The sequence below is a fragment of the Pseudomonas sp. PA-7-1E genome (assembly GCF_021605325.1).
Lineage (GTDB): Bacteria > Pseudomonadota > Gammaproteobacteria > Pseudomonadales > Pseudomonadaceae > Aquipseudomonas > Aquipseudomonas fluorescens_BV.
In genome coordinates, this window is record NZ_WKFA01000017.1 from 83,724 (window position 1) to 102,695 (window position 18,972).

Here is an 18,972-nt window from a genome sequence, read left to right on the forward strand (position 1 = left end):
AATGCGTTTGGTTGTGATTTTATTTTTCATAAAAATATAGATAGTCCGTGCCTTTGTCTGCTCGTTCTAGAAGTGCGATAGCGTCGCGCCCATATTTTCTTGCATCTTTGCCAGACCCGTTGTAGGCGGAAATAATGTCCCTAAGTTGTACCTTGTCGACCTTTGCGTTATGGCATAGCTGCCCAGTGACTCGATCAATCAACTCTCGCAAGTGCGCTGCGCAGTAGTAGAGATCAGCTTTCCAATCGTCACCAGGGATTCGGGTATCTTGGTTGTAATCAAATATTCGGTACTGAACTTCAGGTGGCATGGGAGGCTTGTTGTAATTGAATTCTATATATTTCACGGCATTTCTAAGCGTTGCTCTGCTCATGTTTGCCAAACCACTTGAGCTGGCGGAAACCCTGTCTGGGAATAGGTCAAATATCAACTCATCTGTAATCGCAGAGATTGTCGTCAGGGTGCGCTCGACGAATTGGGCAATCTTCAGAAGAGTACCTGCTTTGGGCCAGTTTTCTTGTTGAATAATCACAGCCAATAAAACGTGTGGGATGCCGTGGTACTCAGCGGCTGAACGCACCCAACTGCGAATTTCGCTAGCGGGAAAGTAGATCTTGAAGGCTTCGTGTGCTTCTGGAACATAGGGCATCAAGGGGAATGGAGAGGGGATATCTCCTGAATAGCTTGGAATACTGTCGTAACCATAAATTTGTGTGACTTCGGTGCCGCTACACTGGCAAGGTTTTGGTGATGGTTTGGGTGACATTAAGGAGTCTAAATATTCGGTGAGTTTGTCGTGTTGCTTTTGGGTAGGTGGACTCGCAAGAAGATTGATCAGCGACGTGTGTGAATTCTCTTTGGAGGGTGAATCTCCGATTAGTACGGTCCTGGACCCACTCATCACGACATTTCCAGCACTGCCTTCACTGTCCACCATGACCGCTGCTTTTCCATTGATCAGCACCGTCAAACTCAGCTGATCGCACAGCTCACTGCCGCACTCGGTCGTATCGCCTTCGCGCGCTGCCGGCAGACCGTCGAACAGAACATCGGGAGAGCCGCTATCAATCAGATTGCTGTCGCCATCGGCGGTTGGGTCGCCCTTGCGGGCCGCAGGTTTTGCAGACATCAGTAGTTCCTCAGCGTAGGGTGACCTGGCCACTGCCATCCAGGTTCGCAGCAAATTGAACAGGACGTTTGTCGCCTTCAACCTCCAATAGGCCGTAGATGCGAAAGCTCAACGACAAATGGTGGTGGTCGCGGGGTAAAGAGGTCACCTGAACCTTGCTCAACCGCGGTTCATAGCGTTCGATAAAGCGTTCGATTGCCTGACGTGATTGGCTCAATGCGTCATGCAGGCTCAGGCGCATGTCGTTGAGATCCGGCAGCCCGTAGTCAGGCAGGGTTTGCACGCTGCCTGCGCGGGTACTGAGCATTTTCGCCAGGTGCCCGGCCACCGAGGCCGTGAGATCGGCCTCGTGAGACTGGCGGGGAGCCTGCGCTCCGCTGCTGTTCAACCGCTCAAACAGGCTGCCGTATCTCGACATGGTGGTGCTCCTATTCCTTGTCCAGCTTGCCGACCAGCGATAGGGTGAAGTCGGCACCCATGTACTTGAAGTGCGGACGTACATTCAGGCTGACCCGATACCAGCCCGGCTCACCCTGCACATCGCTGACGCTGATCTCGGCAGCGCGCAAAGGGCGGCGGCCGCGCACTTCGGCGCTGGGGTTTTCCTGGTCGGCGACGAACTGGCGGATCCACTTGTTGAGCTCTGTTTCCAGGTCCGTACGTTCCTTCCACGAGCCGAGCTGTTCGCGCTGCAGCACTTTGATGTAGTGCGCCAAGCGGTTGATGATGAACAGGTAGGGCAGTTGAGTGCCGAGCTTGTAGTTCAGCTCCGCCGCCTTGCCTTCGTCGCTGTTGCCGAAGTTCTTCGGTTTCTGAACCGAGTTGGCAGAGAAGAACGCTGCGTTGTCGCTACCCTTGCGCATGGTCAGCGCAATGAAACCCTCTTCAGCCAGTTCATACTCGCGGCGATCAGAGACCAGTACTTCCGTTGGAATCTTGGTTTCGATCTCGCCCATGCTCTGGAAGTGGTGCAGGGGAAGGTCTTCCACGGCGCCGCCGCTTTGCGGGCCAATGATGTTCGGACACCAGCGAAACTTGGCAAAGCTGTCGGTCAACCGGGTACCAAATGCGTAGGCGGTGTTGCCCCACAGATAGTGCTCGTGGCTGTGCGCGACGTTTTCCGCATACCCAAAGCGTTTGATGGGGTTGCCTTCCATATCGTAGGGTTGGCGCAGCAGGAAGCGCGGCGCGGTCAATCCTGTGTAGCGAGAATTTTCCTCCTCGCGAAAGCTCTGCCATTTGGCAAATTGCGGGCCGGTGAAGTGGTCTTTCAGGTCCTTGATGTCCGGCAAGCCGGTGAAGCTTTCCAGGCCGAAGAACTTGGGGCCTGCAGCTGCAATGAATGGCGCGTGCGCCATACAGGCGACCCCGGAAACGTACTGCAGTGTTTTGATATCCGGTGCGCTGGGGTCGAAATAGTAGTTGGCAATCAATGCCGCTACAGGCTCGCCGCCGAACTGCCCGTACTCCGCGCTGTAGATGTGCTTGTAGAGACCCGACTGAACCAGCTCGGGGCTGTCTTCGAAGTCGTCGAGCAGGTCCTGTTTTGACGTGCTGAGGATTTCCAACTTGATGTTTTCGCGAAAGTCGGTGCGATCCACCAGCAGCCGCAACCCACGCCACGCCGATTCGGCCGCTTGAAAATCCGGGTGATGGAGGATCTCATCCATCTGTTCGCTGAGCCGCGCATCGATCTGCGCAATCATGCGGTCGACCATGGCTTTCTTGACTGGCTCGCCACTGTTCTGCGGTTTCAACAGTTCTTCGATAAAGGCTGAAACGCCACGTTTGGCAATCAGGTAGGCATCGTCATCCGGTGTCAGCCTGGTTTCGGCAATGATGCGATCCAGGATGCCGACGTCGGCGGTGCTGTGTTGTTGGGCTTTGGCGGCTTGAGTGCTCATGAGTACTCTCTTCCTTGTCGGGGGATCAGGCGTCCGTAGTAGGGCGGGCGGCTAGGCCCAATTCTTTGAGTACGCGTTCACGGCTATCGCCGTCGTCCAACACGCTCTCAATGGCTTTGCGGAATGCCGGTGCATTGCCCAGGGGGCCTTTCAGCGAGACCAGGGCATCGCGCAGCTCCATCAATTTCTTGAGTTCAGGAACCTGTTCAACCAGTTGGTCGGGATGAAAATCCTTCAACGACTGGATGTTCAGCTGGACGGCCAATTCGTCGTCGCCCGCATCCTCTTGAAGCCGGTTGGGCACCGCCAAGGTCAGTTGTATTTCCTGTTTGGCGAGCACATCGTCAAAGGTGTTCTTGTCGATGCTGATGGGTTTGCGGTCCTCAATCCGGCGCTCGTCCTGACGCTGGGTAAAGTCACCCAACACCATCAGCTTGAGCGGCAGTTCGGTCTGTTCTTGCGCGCCTCCGGTTGCAGGTTTGTAGGTGACGTTGATACGTTCCTTGGGGGCAACTGAGCCTTCTTTGGCCATGTCCATTCTCCATCGCGGGGTTGATCCGAGGGGTTAGTCGAGCACCACTTCAACATCGAGGTGGCACAGCCTTCGGTGAATTTCTTCTTTGTGCTCGCGCACTTCGTGGTTCTGCGGCAGCAGCTCGCAGCAGGTATGCAAAAGATTGAGTACGTCCAGTACGAGGTCCGGCTCCCAATCATTCAGGCCGCTGTTGTGCAGCAACGTGTCCAAGGCAGTGAGCTGGACCCTGGCCAGTTCGTATTTCTTGGCATGGAAGCTCAGGCGGGCGAGCGTCAATTGCCAGAGGAAGTGTTCGCGACGGTTCCCGGCCATGCGCATGTCTTTTTTGAAGTGCTGAACGGCAGCTTTCAGGCCTGATGCCTGCAGGGTGGGGAGGGCGTCCTGCAAGCTTTGCTCCCACGGTGCAGTCGTGTCATCACCATTTTTGGGGTGAAGGTCAGGCGGCGGCTCATTGGCTTTCAAGTGGGGAAGGACGGATGCGCGGATCCACAATCGGGTTTGCGGATCGGCGAACGGGGTGCCGTCGTGAAACTGTAATTCCTCCAAGCCGGGAACGCGCTGCAGAAACAGGGCCAGCTGGATTTCCACTTCGCGCATGGCGTGTTCTGCCTGCAAGGCCTGAAGGCATTCCCAGGTTAAGCGTTGCCCATCCAGCCAGAAGGGAGAGCGGGCCGTACAGGCTTCCAGCTCAGTCATCAGGTCGGCGTATTGCCGTTGGGCAAAACGCTCCTGAAAGTCGGCCAACTTGTCGATGGGAACGCCACGCAGTGCCGTGACCTTCTCGGCGTTGTGTTCTGGCAGGGTATCGATAGGCAGCCAGAGTAGCGTTCGGCCCAAGCGTAAAGCTCGAATGTCGCTGGATTTTTGTTTGAGCCAGTACAGGCACAGTGGCCGGGTCTGATCCTGAAGCGTGCGAAGGGTTTTATGGGCGGTTTTTTCATTGTCCACCGGTGCCCCAGGCGTGATCAGTTGTTCCGCGACGTGCTTCACCTGGGCGAACGCGGCACCCAGGGTGCCGGGCTCTGGATGCCCTTGACTGGCCCGTGTAAGCAACTCGTCCAGGCGACGACATAGCGGAAGTAACAGAGGTGCCCCTTCGCCCAAGTGATGAGATAGCGAGCCCTCAATGGCGTGTAGGTCGTCGATCAATTGGCGAAAAAGCGCAAGCTGCCCGGCGATGGCGACCTGCTCAAATTGGATTTGCTCCAAGCGCAAGCACAACCAACTGACGGCCGCTGCCCGCGTGCGCGGCTTCTGCGGGTGGATCTCGTCCCAATGGTCGCTGATGAGATAGCGAAGCATGGCGAGGCCAGCTTGCAGGCCTTTATAGGATTCGCACTGAAACAGGCTCCACGCCAGCCATGCTACGACGCGCAGGTCTTTGGACTGCGTTTCAAGGAATGTTTCGCTGCGTTCGCGAACCAGCTTCCAGTCTGTCTGCGCTGTCTCATGAAATGTGGCTTCGCGCCCCACTTCGCTTTCGAGTTCTTCAAACTCTGGACAATACCGTAGGTCACTTCCCATAAAGTCATCGGACGAGATAGCGCACTTGGCTAACTGCAAGTAATGAGTACAGAGCGGATGGGCGTGGTTCACATTATATCGTCCATGATGAACGGTTCGGTAGAAAGTAGCCGTGTTGACTGATTTTTCTTGCTTTGGTTGAGTTTCTAGCCCGTGGCGAATTTTGCATCTCAATGTGAGAACAATACTTGCCGGAATGCAATATAAGTAGCAAGTAGGACCGATCCTTGAATTTTGTGTGAGATTTTTCTCTGGTTTCGTAAGTCTTTTCCGAAACAGCTCTAGCTAGGGCTTTGCGTGGCTTCGTTGATTTCGCTTTTATTTGTGGGAAGTCACGTAATACTGCGAACTTGGAACAAGTTGCATGGTCTTTTTGCGCTATGGTGTGATGAAGTTCTGAGCGCATGCTGACTGCAGGCAATAGTTAATTTTCTGCGCCTGCGGGGCGGTTTAATCATGTGTTGTGTTCATTAACTTTCTATTTGTAGGAAGTGGACGACAGTTGTTTCTTTCTACTTTGGTTTGATCAGGTGAAGGAGGGGTGATGGAGTCGGTTAAATCGTTGCACTATTCAGCGCATGCACTGGAGCAATTCAAGCAGTCGACCCTCACGGTCAGGAAAGAAATGCCGGGGATCCGCGCTGCTTATATGACCGTCGTGTCACTGCTGCAAGAAAGTGTGAAGTTTATTCTCCCAAACCATGCTGATCCAATACCCGAACGTGTTCCTCAAGGACAACCTCGATGCCCTGTACTCCGACAGCCTCGGCGGCTACCTGGTACGCAGCGACGTGCTGGAGCAACTGAAAAAGGCCGAGCGCATCCGCGAGACCTTCTTCAACCATCGCGGCCATCTTGCCGTGCAACTCACCATCGAACCCCTGGCCCTGAGTGCCACTCGCCTGAGCAGCATGCTCAGCGTCGACGGCCAACTGATCCCCTACCAGCACGGCGCGCCACAGCGCACCGGTCTGGTGTGGCCCAACAGCCTGGGCAACAGCAATGGCAGTCAACTGACTCTGGTGCATAGCACCGGCAACACCGCCAGCCTGAGCTACCGCGGGCCGTGGTCGTTGTTCCGGCTGCTGAGTCGCGGGCACCTAAATGGCCGCACCGACACCAGTGTGGACCTGACCTTTTCAGTCGCCGATGGGTTGATGCGTTATCGGATTGGAGCGGAGAAGGCTAATAACCCGATTACACAGCGCAGTTTTGAAGGGTTTGTATTGCCCAGGACTCTGTTGGAAGAACGTCAAATAAAGAAAAAACCGAACAAGGTCGAGAGGCTCGCCGCAACAGCTCTCACCTATGAACGCCCATAAGTCAGCGATGACTGGGTGCGAAATAATCACACGCGAAACAGGACTGCTTACATGGCAATCAAGCTGCAAATGTTGACCGAAGATCCTAAAGAAATTGAGTTGATCGAGCGGTACTGGGCTGTCGATGAGTCAGGGCAGTACCTTGAAAAAGTGAGTGCTCTGACGGACGTTATTGAAATGGCCCCAGGCGTTACACTCGCCAGCTTCGTACGGCAACGTTGCAATGCATTCGATGATAATCAGGTCTGCCCCAAGTGTGCGGAATTGATCGAAATCAAAAATCGCTCAGAGGCCAAAAAGGTCCCTCAACGGTCCACGAAGCTTTGTACGCTTTGTCAGAACGACCATGACGCCATTGCGCTTGAGGCTAAAAAGACCAAAGCCGCAGAGCTTGAACGGCAGTTGGCCGAATACGTACGCAAGCAGTTAACCCGTACGGTGGACTACTCAGCGGTCCCGGATAATCAGGTGGTGCTTCTGCTTGCGTTGGACAGGGCTGTTACCCCGAGGTTGACCAATGGCGGCTTCAGACCGGGTGATTGTCGAGGGCTGGCGCCTCGATATGTCGATGACTTCATGCTGCAATTGCGTGAGGCTGGGCTCGTCCTTGATGACCCCAGTAAAGCAAGCCCGGGCACCTACTATTGGGAGGGCGATGAGATTTGGGTGTTGAGGGACCAGGTTGTCTATCGTTTGGCGCCAGATGTCGCATCAAGGCGTGCGGACGAGGTCATTCGTAACCTGTCGGATAGGGTGTATACCGATGCTGACGGGCTGTTCAACCTGTGGCTTGATTACGCAGTCGCCGATGTCATGCGCTATCTGGACGCTCAGTGCGAACTCTATAACCATGATCTGTCGGAACAAGAGCTGGCAGAAATTAAAAGTACTATGCGCGCAGCTTTGCATACCTACAGTGTTTCACAGCTGTGGTCGGTGGCCTGGAAGGTTGTCAGGGATGCCGCAAGTTTAGCTAACCGCGAGTACTACAATCGCCCCAAAGCGGCGGCGACCATTCCTGGAAAGATTCGGCGGAACTTGGAAAAGGTGCAGCGAGAGTCAATTGAACTCAAGACTTGGAGCCGCCCGGAACAACATCCTGCAGGCACACTGGGAATGGTGTTAGGCGAGATTTTGGGTGTTGATGAAGATACCCCTGGCCATAGGGTCTCGTCCCTTGTTGCCTGGCTCACAGGGCAGGCGTGTTCTCCCAGCGTCGAAGCAGCGCTTGATGAACCGATACGCGAACTGATGACCTTGGCGCTGTCCCACGATGTCGGCTCTTCAGTGATGCTGCGGTTCGCGGAGTTGATTCGTGCGGGGCATGACGTTGGTTTTGCTATTGAAGAAATCGGTGAGGCGCTGCGCTCGTAAAGGGGGCAGGGTGCTCCATCTGGGGCTGCTCAATGAGGCCGCGTTCTGCCCGCACCCCCCCATGGTGGTGAACAAACCGATCGCCAGCGTTACGCTGATGGCGCGTGAACGTACCTTCATGAGGAAATGCTCAGGCAAGGCGTGGCCGCAGTTTTTTGGTCATGCGCGCGCACCCTGTAATCTGGTTGAACTGCACGTAATGGGCTTGCGCCGTCCATTCCTCGACCAGGATCAAATACTCGGCCGGCGGATTGATCTGGCGCAGATAACCGCACAGCAGGCGTGTGCGTCGCGCGTTCATCGGCTGCTTTAGTGTCAAGATGACGTTGTCTGCGGCGCGGCATTCAGTGATCTCCATGACTGAGCCTCTCATCGAGTGCTGGCGGCAAACGTGCAGGCCCAGGATCAGAGGCTGGGATTCTTGCCGCGTGGCGTTCATTCTCAGGTGAGTCGTCGCAGGCGTCTACTGTCATACTTGACAGTCCTTTAGCCGGTGTTGCACTGCCGTGACCCATTACTCGACGTAACGGGCGTTAAATGATTCAGAGGCACAGATCGTCGACTACTTGCGCTCAGCGTCAAGTAACAATGGGCTGTCTCACCTTGCGACTTGATCCTGGTGTCTTGCCCGTAATGCGTTTGAATGCGCGGCTGAAAGCGGCCTGGGATGTATAGCCCAAGCGCTGTGCTACCTTTTCAATCGGCAGCCTTTCCAGGGTCAGCCACTGGCTTGCAAGCCGCATTCGTAGTTCGGTGACATAGCGCAGCGGCGTCATGCCAATCGTCACCTGGAAGCGATCCGCGAAGGCTGAGCGTGAGGTATTGCATTGCTCTGCCAACTGGGCAACGGTCCAGTCGCGGCCCGGTTGTTGATGGAGCGCTAGCAGTGCCCCTGCCAAGCGTGGATCGCGCAAGGCGGCGACCAGGCCAGAGGCATTACCGCAAGCGCACTCCACCCAGCCGCGAACGACCATGGCGGCCACCACGTCGGCCAACCGCGCGAGGATACCGGCGAAGCCCACACGTGCGGCGCTGACCTCGCGTTCCATGGTGGTCAGGATAGGCACCAGTCCAGGGTAGCGCTGGCCGCTGGCATCAATCAACATCAGGCCCGGCATCAGTTTGCCAAGGCCATGGATACTGCCCAGTTCAAACTCCATGCAACCACTGAACAAAATAGTGCTCGGCGTTGGGCTGGCATCGGTTGCGGTGTGCACCGCGCTCACGGTGTCACCGAGGGGGACGCTGTCTAGACCGTCGATGTCCTGAACAGGTGCGTCCGCATGGGAAGACAGTTGATGGGCGGCGCCATGGGAGATGAACACGGCGTTGCCGGCAGACAGCGCGTAGGTGGTGCCGTCCGCCATTCGCAGCACCGCATTGCCGACCGCCATGAAATGGAACCAGGCATGCCCAGGTTTTTCAGCGAAGCCCAAACCGAAACTCGGACTGGCTTGTATACGCCGGTATTCGACGCCACGCAGGCGCATACCGCGCAACAGCTCGTTGATGAGATCCGAGGAAAGAGCAAACTGTTCTGCAGACATTGTTCAGGTGTTTTAGTCAAAAAGTAGAGGTTTTTGATCATAGATCATCCAGTTTCCGGCGCCTAGACTGCGGCCTGAAATGAAGACTGGAGATCCCTGCAATGACTGACTGTATATGTAGTGCCGTATCCAACCGCCATCCCGGCGCCTTCTCGGAGGCAGAGCCTGCGGCCCCCGCGTGGATGGCGGTCTTCTCGCTGGCAATGGGGGTGTTCGGATTACTGACCGCTGAGTACCTTCCGGCCAGTTTGTTAACACTGATGGCGACTGATCTGGGAGTGTCCGAAGCACTGGCTGGCCAGGCGGTAACGGTGACAGCAGTGATAGCGCTGTTCGCCGGTTTGTTGGTGCCAGGCCTGACCCGCGGTATCGACCGACGTTGGGTGTTGCTGGGGTTTTCAACGCTGATGGTTGCCTCCAATCTTCTGGTCGCCGTTTCCTCCAGCTTCGCGGTGCTGTTGTTGATGCGCATCTTGCTGGGGATTGCCCTAGGCGGGTTCTGGAGCATGGCTGCGGCGGTGGCGATGCGCTTGGTGCCGAGTGCTTTGTTGCCTCGGGCGCTGTCGATCATTTTCAGCGGGATTGCCATCGGGACGGTCGTTGCCGTGCCGCTGGGCAGTTATCTGGGCGGGCTATACGGCTGGCGCAGCGCGTTCTTTGCAGCGGCGGCGGTAGGCATGGTGACCCTGGCTTTTCAGTCATTGACTTTGCCGCACCTCGCGCCGCGCCGGCCGACACGTCTGCGCACCGTTTTCGAAGTGTTGCAGCGCCCGGGCATCGCCATGGGGATGTTCGGTTGTGTGCTGGTGCATAGCGGTCACTTTGCGATGTTCACCTACGTTCGGCCATTCCTGGAAGGCACTACCGGCATCGGCCCGCAAGGGCTGTCGCTGATGTTGCTGGGGTTCGGTGTGGCGAACTTCTTCGGCACGCTGTTGGCTGGCAGGCTGCTGGAGCACCACCCGCTGGCCACTCTGGTGTTAATGCCTGCGCTGGTCGGGGTTGCAGCATTGGCGTTGGTGCTGTTGCCACCCTCGTTGCCGGTGCAGGCAGTACTGCTGGCAATATGGGGCTTGGCCTTCGGCGGTGTGCCGGTAGCGTGGTCGAACTGGGTCGCCAGCGCGGTACCTGATCAGGCGGAAAGCGCCGGGGGCATGGTGGTGGCATCTGTGCAGTCCGCCATCGCCACGGGCGCCGCCGCTGGCGGTGCAGTGTTCAGCCTCGGTGGCAGCGCGGGCGTATTCATAGCGGCAGCGGTGCTGATGCTGCTGGCTGCGTTGCTGATTGCGCTGCGTGTCCGGGTCCCTTCTGTCCATGGCGTTCGCGAGTCCACGCCCGCATTGCACCTTTGATTCGGTTTTCCAAACTGCCTCGTTGCGCTTTGGGTGGATGTCACATTTGGCACCGATAATCCTGAGTCACGGTGGTTTCCAGGCAATGAAATTGCCCCATCGTTCGGCACACGGATTTCTCCGCACCTTCGCGTTCTGCGCGTGCGTAGTCCCAAAACTGGCAGCGCCCCGTGGCGATCGCCAGACCTTGGGATTCCCGGATTTGGCCGAGCTCGAATGGCGTATGTAGGTAGGAGAGTTGGACCAGCCCATCGGACGGGTTGCCGCCGGTAGCTTCCCAATATTTCGGCGTGACGCAGCCTGCAAAGAGCGGTAGGGCGATGGCGACGATGACGGGTTTCATTGTCGAGGACGATCCTTTATTGGTGAAAATGACGTTGGTAGGCTTCGTTTTTTGTTCGCCAGCATCAACGTAGAGGGCGAAGGTGGCCCAAATTTGACTGACTGGTAACCACTGGGCAGCAGCGGTTCGCCTTCATCGGCCTCAAACCCGACAACTTTCCTGTCCTGATCCATGGTGATGGAAAGGATGCAGTAATTCGGGTTATTGACCGTCGAGCAGTTGACCAGACGGCCTCTGGGGGTCGCGGCTTTGAGTTCAGTTCAGCGCCGCCCAGGAAATTCTCCTTGCGAATGGCGGCGGCAAAAAAATCTGCGCCGTGCCGCCTGTGGGAATCATGATGGGAAAGGGACTTGCCCCACGGCGGCGGAGTCTAGAAGCGCGTAAAGAGCCCGACAATCACCTGGAGGAAATCGAGACGCAAGCTACGGTGGACCGTGCTGGGGCTGACGGAAATCGGCTACAACCCAAGCAGTTATCGGGCTCTGCGACGCTGCTACCGATTGCGGCGCAGGGCTTTGCGATCAATGTATTGGCGCATGAGCAACAACTGCTGAGCGACCGCTTTGCGACGCCGACCGCGGATAAGTTCAGCCAGGTGCCTTACGCAATCAACCAAAACCACAATGTGTGGGTCTGGTTCAGATAGCGCGTAGCCGAGTACCCATCGGGTTGGGGCAACTGATGATGGAAGTGGTAACTCTGCCCAGTCATCGGCCCCAGGCTGCTGACTTGCCAGATCAGCCACTGCATCACTTGCCAGCGTTGTACGGGCGATGTGCCGCCAAAACGTGCGTGTTTTTCCGCCAGGTATAGAAGCACCGCGGCAGACTCCACCACCACTTGCTGGTTGTCGTTGTCCAGCAGCACCGAGATTTTGGCGTTCGGGTTCACCTGCAGATACGCGGGAAGGTGTTGTTCATCGCCGGCGAGATGGATGTGGCAGATGTCATAACTGACCGCCAGGGCCTCCAGCATCAGCAGCATTTTATAGCCATTGGCGGTGGGTGAGAAAAAGACGGTGTACATAGAGGCCGTTCATGTGAGCGCAGGGCAAAGAGCCGGCAGGTGCCGGCTCGCGGTACGTTGCAGGGGGCTTATGCGATGGGGTATCGCTTGAAGGCCGGGTGTTCCTCGAGCCTCCCAGCATGGCGCTGCAGGTGCGGGAAGGCCTCGGCGTTAACCACTGAGGCCACTGTGAACTGGCTGAACGACCAGGCCACTGCTGCGCTGATGGCACCTTGGGTCAAGCCTGCATCCGGCGCATGGGCCAGGCGTTTTTCCAAGGCTGAGTAGGCGGCCAGCAACTGGCCGGTTACTCGGTCGAGCCAGGGCTCGTGGAGTTTTTCTGCGGGGCGCAGGTTATGTTCGTACACGATCTGTACGGTTTTCTCACAGGCAGCAAGGGCGAGGCCAATCAACTGCAGGTCTTGGACGCGCGCGCTGGCTTGCTGTGGCAACAGCTTTCTATCAATCGGGGCCGACGCTTCGAAGTAATCGAGAATCAGGCTTGAGTCCATCAGTACGGTTGAATCGTCCAGCACCAGGCTGGGCGCTTTTACCACCGGGTTGATGCTGGCAAATTGTTCGTAGGTGCTGAATACCGAAAGTGGCTGATGCTCAAAGTCGACGCCGTAAAGATCCAGGGAAATTGCTACGCGGCGCACGTAAGGCGAGTCCAGCATGCCGACCAGTTTCATGAAACCTCCATTTACGTCAGGGTAATTTTCAACGTGCAGTGGGGATGCTTGAGGTACTTGTACAGGTTGAACAGCAGCCCCCAGGCGCGGGGGGTGGCCTGGTGGTCGGCCAGGTACAGCGCAATTTCCCCTTCGCCTTCCAGCAGGATCAGGCCCGGCGCAAGGCAGGTGAAAGTCCCTTGTTCCAGGCAGACATCAATGCCTTGGGACGTCATCCAATGGCGGCCCTTCAGCGCGATCACGTAGGCCTGCTGCTCCAGCCAGAAGGAGAGTAGTTGATCCTTGGTCACCAGCCATTTCAGGGCATGGCGCCCCTGGCCCATTTTCGTCAGTAATACCTGCGGGGCCTGGTTGAGGCGGGTGGTCCGGAGGCTTGGTTCCATGAGGGTGGTTTTCATCGAAGACGCTCCGCTGTTCTCGAGGTGACGGTGGAACGCAAAGACGCCCGTGGCTGGCAGGAATTGTTAATTTGAGGTTACTTTAACGTTGGTATAGCCCTCAAAATATCGATAATTTTTACCAGAAAAGGTTAGCTTAGCTTACATGAGTGCATTTCCTCCATTGACATGCCTGCGCAGTTTCGAAGCCACTTCCAGATTGGGGAGCGTCACCCTTGCTGCCAAGGAGTTGCACGTCACGCATTCTGCTATCAGCCAGCAGATCAAGGTGCTGGAGGAAATTGTGGGGTTGACGCTATTCGTGCGCGAAGGGCGCGGCTTGCGAGTCAGCGAGGATGGGCGCCTGTATGCGTTGCAGATCCGCAAAGCGCTGGGCGACATCGCCGAGGCCACCCGATTGATCCAGGCACAGCCCAAGATGGGGGAGTTGGTGATAGCGGTTCTGCCGTCGTTCGGCCGGTCCTGGCTGTTACCGCGACTACCGGGTTTTCAGCAGCTTTACCCTGATATCGGCATTCGTCTGCAAGCCAGCTTGACCATCTCCAATTTGCATCAGGAGTCAGTGGATATCGGCATCCGCATGGGCAAGGGGGAGTGGGAGGGCGTCGAGCAAAAGCTGTTGTTTCATGATGAAGTCGTTGTGGTTGCCGCCCCTCATTTCAATGGCGGGCGCCTGCCGCAGACACCGCAGGAGGTGGTCGACAGCACCATCATCTACAACACTGAGTCCTGGTTGCCCTGGTGCGAGGCTGCAGGTGTCGAGATGGGCAGCGAGCGCAAGGGTTTATGCAGCAATGACTCCAACCTGGTGCTGGAAGCCGTTCGCCTGGGGCAAGGCATCGCGCTGGAGCGGCGCAGCCTGGTGCATGACGCTATCGAGCGGGGCGAACTGATCCAGCTGTGTGACGTCAGTGCACCGTACGCGTACCCCTATTGGCTGGTGTGGCCACCCAGGGAAAGTTCGGAAGATAAACAACGCGAGTTCTCCCATTGGTTATCGGGGGAAGTGGAGCGTTACCTCGCGCAACTGAAAAAAAACACCTGACGGAGGTACTGCCCGAAAGGATCTGTCTCTGCAAGAACGCCTGGTTGTGGTCGCGGGCGGCAGCTCGGGGATTGGCCTGGCATGCGCCCGGGCATTCGCCGGTGAAAGCGCCCGAGCGGCGATCGTTTCAAGGTCGCAAGTGCGGCTGGAACAGGCGCAACGCGAGTGCGAGCGAGCGGGCCTGCAGGTGCATACCTTTGCCAGCGACCTGACTGACGCCGACCAGGCACAGACGCATCGAGAAGGGTAGTTACATCAACGTCGACACAGCCGACTATTGGGTGATTGAGAACACACGTTGATCGACGGCATGCACCTGCGCACGGATGAGAGGGTGATTTGATGAGCATTATTGAATTTCTAGGTAACCCTTGACACTCCCCAGCGCCGCGCACTCAATCGACCCCGGCTGTGCGAACTGATCGCCATCTGATAGTCATTTGAAAGGGGCGAAGGGCATGGGCGTTTTCGATTACAAGAGCATGAGGGGCGAGCAAGCCAAAGCGCTGCTGGACAACGCCTTGGCGTTGTCCGAGTACGCTTATGACTCCACCGGCAAACCCCTGGCCACCGGTGGCTGGGCGCCCATTGGTGCGCAAGCGTTGGGCGTGACGCAGAACGTCGACAAGCAAGGCACCTTTTGGGGCGAGACTGCCTTGGCCCCTTCGGCAAACGTCGAGATTCTCGGGCAGTACGATGGGGGTGGCAGGCTGATTGCCATGGGCATTGCCTTTCGTGGCACGTCCTTTGGCTTGACCTGGGATGGCGCGGGCGATGTGGCCAGCGACCTGGCAGCCGCTGCACTACCTGGATACGCCGCCAATTATGCCAAGTTCGCCTTCAGCGCCTTGTTCGAGAACGTCGCCCGTTATGCCGCGAGCCAGGGGCTGAGCGGTAAGGATATCCTGGTCACCGGCCATAGCCTCGGCGCGCTCGGGGCCAACAGCCTGGCGGCCTTGAGCCCCGATCATTGGGGCGGCTTCTACCAGGACGCTCACTATGTGACCTTCGCTTCACCTACCCAACGTTCAGGCGACACTCAGGTATTGAATATCGGCTACGAGAACGATCCGGTGTTCAAAGCCATTGATGGAAACGGCATCAACACCTCGGCGCTCTTCTGGGGTAACGACAGGGGCTGGGATTCGGCCGCGAACAACCTCGTCAGCTTTACCGATAATTACGCGTCGTTCTCGGCGCATTTACCCAATAGCCTCAATTGGGGCGTCGCCAAGGCCCACTCCCTGGACGGTTATATCCAGGGCCTGGGGCGCATCGCGTCCTCGCAGTTCTATGACTTGACCGACAAGGACTCGACCATCGTGGTTTCCAGCCTTACAGAGGCTGCGCGTGGAACCACCTGGGTAGAAGATCTGAACCGCTACGCTGAAAAACACACCGGCAATACCTTCATCCTCGGCACCGAGGGCAACGACCTGCTCAAGGGCGGGGCCGGCAATGACTTCCTGGAAGGCGGGGCCGGTGATGATCGTTTTCGCGATGACGGTGGCTACAACATCCTGCTGGGCGGGCAGGGCGATAACGTCTTCGAACTCCAAAAACCACTGGCCGGCTTCAGCTTTGCCAATGATGGCGATGGCACGCTGTACGTCAACGACGCCTATGGTGGTATCAGTATGACTCGGGATATCAGCGCGCTGGTGAGTAAGGAGACGTCCTACATACTGTGGAATTCAATTCCGTGGGGTTCTCACGACATCACCTATACCGTAACCGGCCAGGGCCTGCTGGCCGGAACAGCCTTGACGCACTACGTGCCCTCAGTCAACGGCGATGTACAGGATAACGTTCTCACCGCTCATGCAGCAGGGGAGTGGTTATTTGGTTTGGGCGGCGACGATCATTTGATCGGTGGGCAGGGCAATAACGTGTTCGTTGGCGGGGCGGGCAATGACCTGATGGTGTCGGGCGGTGGCAGCAATACCTTCCTGTTCAACGGCCTCTTTGGTAATGACCGGGTCGAGGGGTACCAGGCCAGCGATAAGCTGGTGTTCATGGGTATTCCTGACTTGGGACAGCAATACGATTATCGCTCCCATGTCTCGATGTTCGAGGACAACGCGCTGCTGTCCTTCGGGGACAATTCTGTGACGTTGGTTGGCGTGAATATGACTCAGTTGAATGGGGCGGGGATTTATATTTCCTGAGTCTCCAAATAACGGTGATGTGACGCTGAACCTGTGGCGAGGGAGCTTGCTCCCGTGACGTCCTGTCAGCCTAGGCGTATCTACCTTACTCCCCACATTTGGATCGCGGCGTGTCAGTGAGATCAGCGTCTGCTGTCAGACCGCTACGGGAGCAAGCTCCCTCGCCACAGGTGCGGCGCACCCCACCTCACTGGCGACATCCTTGTAGCCAGTGAGGTGGGGTGAGTTGCATCAGACGGGATACCTCGATGCTATCCACTACGGGTTTGTCATCGAATTCAAACCCGTTGTCTTACAGCCTCCGTTTACTTGAGCGTGACGTCGAGCATCGGCGGGATGTAGCCGTAGTCATACTCGGCGACTACGAACGTTTGCTGCCCTTTGATCTTGATACCCACCGTCGGTGCCTCGGTGCCGCCGATACGGATCTGCGTGCCGGTGTCGTCAGTCGGTACGCTGTCGATGAAGGAGGTCACCAGGCCGTTGGGCATGACGCAGTGCGAGTAGGTCTGGAACGGTTGGGAGGACGGGTTGCCCAGTACCAGGCCAGAGCCGTTCAACGGCACATACGGGCCGAACAGCGAATCGGCGACGAAACCGTACACCCCGTCCGGGCCGGTTACACCGTCGGCGTAGGTGAAGGTGTGGCTGATGGTGAACAGGTAGTACTTGCCGTCCTGGAACACGAAGTGCGGGCGTTCGGTCTGGTCGTTGACGCCGACCGCGGTCAGCAGCGGTGGGAGCATTTCCCAGTCGTCACCGTCTTCGTCGCGGGCCACGGCGATCCCGACGCAGGCGGTCTGGAAGCGCGAGTTGCCGACCTCTTCATAGCCGGGTGGCACGTCGCCGATTTCGGCGTTACCGACCTTGTGCGAGCCGCGTTCGCCGGCCACGTTGCCTTCGAACAGCATGTACAGCTTGCCGTCTTTCGGGTCGCGGAATGGCCATGGATCGCGAAAGCCCCAGAAGGCGTTTTGCGCTTCGGTCTGGTACATCTTGCCGTCCGCCTCGAACAGCGGCTTGACCTTCTCGAAGCCCACCAGGCTGACGCCGTGCTCGGTGGTCACCACGCGGCCACGCACCTTGACGATGGTCGCGCCGGGCGTGACGGCGGTGTAGTACAGGTCCACTTCGCCTTGTTCGTTCAGCAGGATCGGTGTGCCAGCCCATTCGCGCACGGTGGGCGAAACCCCTTCAGCCATTACCCGGCCGCCGAGTTTCCAGTCTTTGCCGGTGCGGGAGAACCAGTAGTACATCTTTGCCCGGCCATGGCGATCGTTCCAGTCGCGGATGACGTCGTAGTTGCCATTCTGATCGAGGTATTGCGGGTCGTTCGGATGGCGATCCGCGGTGAGGGTGAAGATCACCGACCAGCCGTCGACGGAGGTGATGTTGCCGTCGATATCACGCAGCGGCATGGTGTCCCAGATAAAAACCTCGTCACTCAATACCGGGAAGTTCGCACTGACCAGCGGCTGGGTGGTGGTGGGGTCGTCCGCATGGACTTTGAGCGCATCGGCGCGGGTCCACAGGCTGGGTTGATGGGGTGTTTTGCCAAATTTCGAAGGGGTGCTTTTCATAGTAAGCCTCGTCCATGAAGGGATTCAAAATACTGTATTCATATACAGTTATTTGAATTTAGAGGACTCGTCGCTATGGGTCAAGGTTAAAAATGCAGTTGTGCATAATTCGTGCTTTTTCCAAAGCTGATACGTTTCAGCGTGTCTTGTTTAAAGAGGTTCGTTCCTGAATGGATCGGCGAAGTTGTCCGCATGATGGCGGCAAACCAAGCGCCAGGCAGAAAGCCCAAAAATAATGAACCCTGCCTGCGCCTGCGCACCCAAAGTTACATAACCTGGAGGTGCATCATGCAAACCACTTACTTCTGGATAGGCCTGGCAGTGATCCTCGTACTGCTCGACGCGTGGATCATCAACAGCATCTGGCGCAGCGATAACGCATCGGCCAGCAAGGCAGGCTGGAGTGCTGTCGTCGTGGTACTGCCGTTCCTGGGCGCCGCGATATGGGCGATTGCCGGCCCAAGGGGTGTCACCAAGGGGCCGTCTTCTCCCGAGCACAGCAAGGGCTGAGTCCGGGCCGCGCTATGAACAACCCAGACCCCGCCGACTTACAGAGCCGCAACTACCCGGTACCGGAAGATATGGCCTTGCAGCGCAAGGTCTGGCGCTTTGAAAGGGTGGGTTGGTACGCGCTGCTGGTGCTGATGGGGCTGAGCCTGGCGGGCCTGTTTTCCAGCGGGCCGCTGAGCACCCGCGAAGTGCGCAGTGCCGATGGGCAGTTGCGCGTGGAGTACCAACGCTTTTTGCGCAATGGCGCCTCCGATGGGCTGGTGATTCATGTGCAAGGCAAGGCCCAAGAACCCCTGGAGGTCGAGTTGAGCGGTGAGCTGCTGCGCGGTTTCAATATCGAGATGCTCCAGCCGCAGCCGCTCAAGGCCAGGGCGGCCGGGGAGGGTGTAAGCGTCTGGATGCTGAGTGACAGCGCCGGCCAGGCCGTGTTGTACCTGACCTTGCGCAGCGACACGGTGGGCAGCGTGGATACCCAGGTGTCGCGACCAACAGGGGCGTCCGTGCGCTTCTCTCAGTTCATCTACCCTTGACCGTCAGCCCAAAC

The 18,972-nt window shown here is 57.4% G+C and carries 19 protein-coding genes and 1 pseudogene; 8 read left to right on the top strand and 12 right to left on the bottom strand.

The window, feature by feature from the left end; genetic code table 11:
* Positions 1-19: 19 nt before the first annotated feature.
* The 5 genes from GIW79_RS13875 to tssA are packed head-to-tail and all read right to left on the bottom strand — an operon-like array spanning position 20 to position 5,164.
* Positions 20-1,129, bottom strand: a complete 1,110-nt coding sequence (locus GIW79_RS13875; RefSeq protein WP_233098221.1) for a PAAR domain-containing protein — start codon at positions 1,127-1,129, stop codon at positions 20-22.
* A gap of 10 nt (positions 1,130-1,139) precedes the next feature.
* Positions 1,140-1,547, bottom strand: a complete 408-nt coding sequence (gene tssE, locus GIW79_RS13880) for a type VI secretion system baseplate subunit TssE (RefSeq protein ID WP_105226455.1) — start codon at positions 1,545-1,547, stop codon at positions 1,140-1,142.
* Between the two features lie 10 nt (positions 1,548-1,557).
* Positions 1,558-3,033: a type VI secretion system contractile sheath large subunit gene (tssC, locus tag GIW79_RS13885; RefSeq protein ID WP_236455106.1), complete on the bottom strand. Its 1,476-nt coding sequence runs from the start codon at positions 3,031-3,033 to the stop codon at positions 1,558-1,560.
* A 25-nt stretch (positions 3,034-3,058) separates the two neighbouring features.
* Positions 3,059-3,565 (bottom strand): type VI secretion system contractile sheath small subunit, encoded by a 507-nt coding sequence (gene tssB / locus GIW79_RS13890; protein WP_105226457.1) that lies wholly within the window; start codon positions 3,563-3,565, stop codon positions 3,059-3,061.
* A 33-nt stretch (positions 3,566-3,598) separates the two neighbouring features.
* Entirely contained in the window at positions 3,599-5,164 is a 1,566-nt protein-coding gene (gene tssA / locus GIW79_RS13895) for a type VI secretion system protein TssA (RefSeq protein WP_236455104.1), read from the bottom strand.
* Between the two features lie 638 nt (positions 5,165-5,802).
* Between tssA and GIW79_RS13900 the strand changes: the two are divergent.
* Positions 5,803-6,414, top strand: a pseudogene (locus GIW79_RS13900) (type VI secretion IcmF C-terminal domain-containing protein); the annotation flags it as partial.
* A 51-nt stretch (positions 6,415-6,465) separates the two neighbouring features.
* Positions 6,466-7,788, top strand: coding sequence for a hypothetical protein (locus tag GIW79_RS13905; RefSeq protein WP_236455100.1), 1,323 nt, complete (start codon positions 6,466-6,468; stop codon positions 7,786-7,788).
* Between the two features lie 130 nt (positions 7,789-7,918).
* Here the strand turns inward: GIW79_RS13905 and GIW79_RS13910 are convergent, their stop codons facing one another.
* Positions 7,919-8,146 (bottom strand): hypothetical protein, encoded by a 228-nt coding sequence (locus GIW79_RS13910; RefSeq protein WP_236455099.1) that lies wholly within the window; start codon positions 8,144-8,146, stop codon positions 7,919-7,921.
* 220 nt (positions 8,147-8,366) lie between these two features.
* Positions 8,367-9,335 carry an AraC family transcriptional regulator gene (locus tag GIW79_RS13915; RefSeq protein ID WP_236455098.1) on the bottom strand — a complete coding sequence of 323 codons (969 nt, stop codon included), beginning with the start codon at positions 9,333-9,335 and terminating at the stop codon, positions 8,367-8,369.
* Positions 9,336-9,436: 101 nt separating this feature from the next.
* Here GIW79_RS13915 and GIW79_RS13920 point away from each other — a divergent pair, with 101 nt between their 5' ends.
* Positions 9,437-10,687 carry an MFS transporter gene (locus tag GIW79_RS13920; RefSeq protein WP_236455097.1) on the top strand — a complete coding sequence of 417 codons (1,251 nt, stop codon included), beginning with the start codon at positions 9,437-9,439 and terminating at the stop codon, positions 10,685-10,687.
* Positions 10,688-10,727: 40 nt separating this feature from the next.
* Here GIW79_RS13920 and yecR read toward each other — a convergent pair whose 3' ends face one another.
* From yecR to GIW79_RS13940, 4 genes are all read right to left on the bottom strand, one after another.
* The gene (yecR, locus tag GIW79_RS13925) at positions 10,728-11,030 is read right to left on the bottom strand and encodes a YecR family lipoprotein (RefSeq protein ID WP_236455095.1); all 303 of its coding nucleotides are present in this window, start codon (positions 11,028-11,030) and stop codon (positions 10,728-10,730) included.
* Positions 11,031-11,630: 600 nt separating this feature from the next.
* Positions 11,631-12,056 (bottom strand): glutathione S-transferase family protein, encoded by a 426-nt coding sequence (locus tag GIW79_RS13930; RefSeq protein WP_236279720.1) that lies wholly within the window; start codon positions 12,054-12,056, stop codon positions 11,631-11,633.
* A 68-nt stretch (positions 12,057-12,124) separates the two neighbouring features.
* Positions 12,125-12,727, bottom strand: a complete 603-nt coding sequence (locus GIW79_RS13935) for a glutathione S-transferase (RefSeq protein WP_236455093.1) — start codon at positions 12,725-12,727, stop codon at positions 12,125-12,127.
* Between the two features lie 11 nt (positions 12,728-12,738).
* The gene (locus GIW79_RS13940) at positions 12,739-13,125 is read right to left on the bottom strand and encodes a hypothetical protein (protein WP_236455091.1); all 387 of its coding nucleotides are present in this window, start codon (positions 13,123-13,125) and stop codon (positions 12,739-12,741) included.
* 145 nt (positions 13,126-13,270) lie between these two features.
* On the opposite strand from GIW79_RS13940, the gene GIW79_RS13945 reads away from it, so the two are divergent.
* The 3 genes from GIW79_RS13945 to GIW79_RS13950 all read left to right on the top strand — a co-directional run bounded on the left by GIW79_RS13945 (position 13,271) and on the right by GIW79_RS13950 (position 16,338).
* On the top strand, positions 13,271-14,170 hold the full coding sequence (locus tag GIW79_RS13945; RefSeq protein ID WP_236455089.1) for a LysR substrate-binding domain-containing protein: 900 nt from the start codon (positions 13,271-13,273) through the stop codon (positions 14,168-14,170).
* A 46-nt stretch (positions 14,171-14,216) separates the two neighbouring features.
* Positions 14,217-14,420, top strand: coding sequence for an SDR family NAD(P)-dependent oxidoreductase (locus tag GIW79_RS29815; RefSeq protein WP_181197099.1), 204 nt, complete (start codon positions 14,217-14,219; stop codon positions 14,418-14,420).
* Positions 14,421-14,628: 208 nt separating this feature from the next.
* Positions 14,629-16,338, top strand: a complete 1,710-nt coding sequence (locus GIW79_RS13950; RefSeq protein WP_236455087.1) for a polyurethane esterase — start codon at positions 14,629-14,631, stop codon at positions 16,336-16,338.
* Between the two features lie 305 nt (positions 16,339-16,643).
* On the opposite strand, the gene GIW79_RS13955 is transcribed toward GIW79_RS13950, so the two are convergent.
* Entirely contained in the window at positions 16,644-17,918 is a 1,275-nt protein-coding gene (locus GIW79_RS13955; protein ID WP_236279715.1) for a glycoside hydrolase family 68 protein, read from the bottom strand.
* Positions 17,919-18,206: 288 nt separating this feature from the next.
* On the opposite strand from GIW79_RS13955, the gene GIW79_RS13960 reads away from it, so the two are divergent.
* Positions 18,207-18,428, top strand: coding sequence for a PLDc N-terminal domain-containing protein (locus GIW79_RS13960; RefSeq protein ID WP_003190416.1), 222 nt, complete (start codon positions 18,207-18,209; stop codon positions 18,426-18,428).
* Positions 18,429-18,442: 14 nt separating this feature from the next.
* Entirely contained in the window at positions 18,443-18,958 is a 516-nt protein-coding gene (locus tag GIW79_RS13965; RefSeq protein ID WP_236455085.1) for a hypothetical protein, read from the top strand.
* Positions 18,959-18,972: the final 14 nt, after the last annotated feature.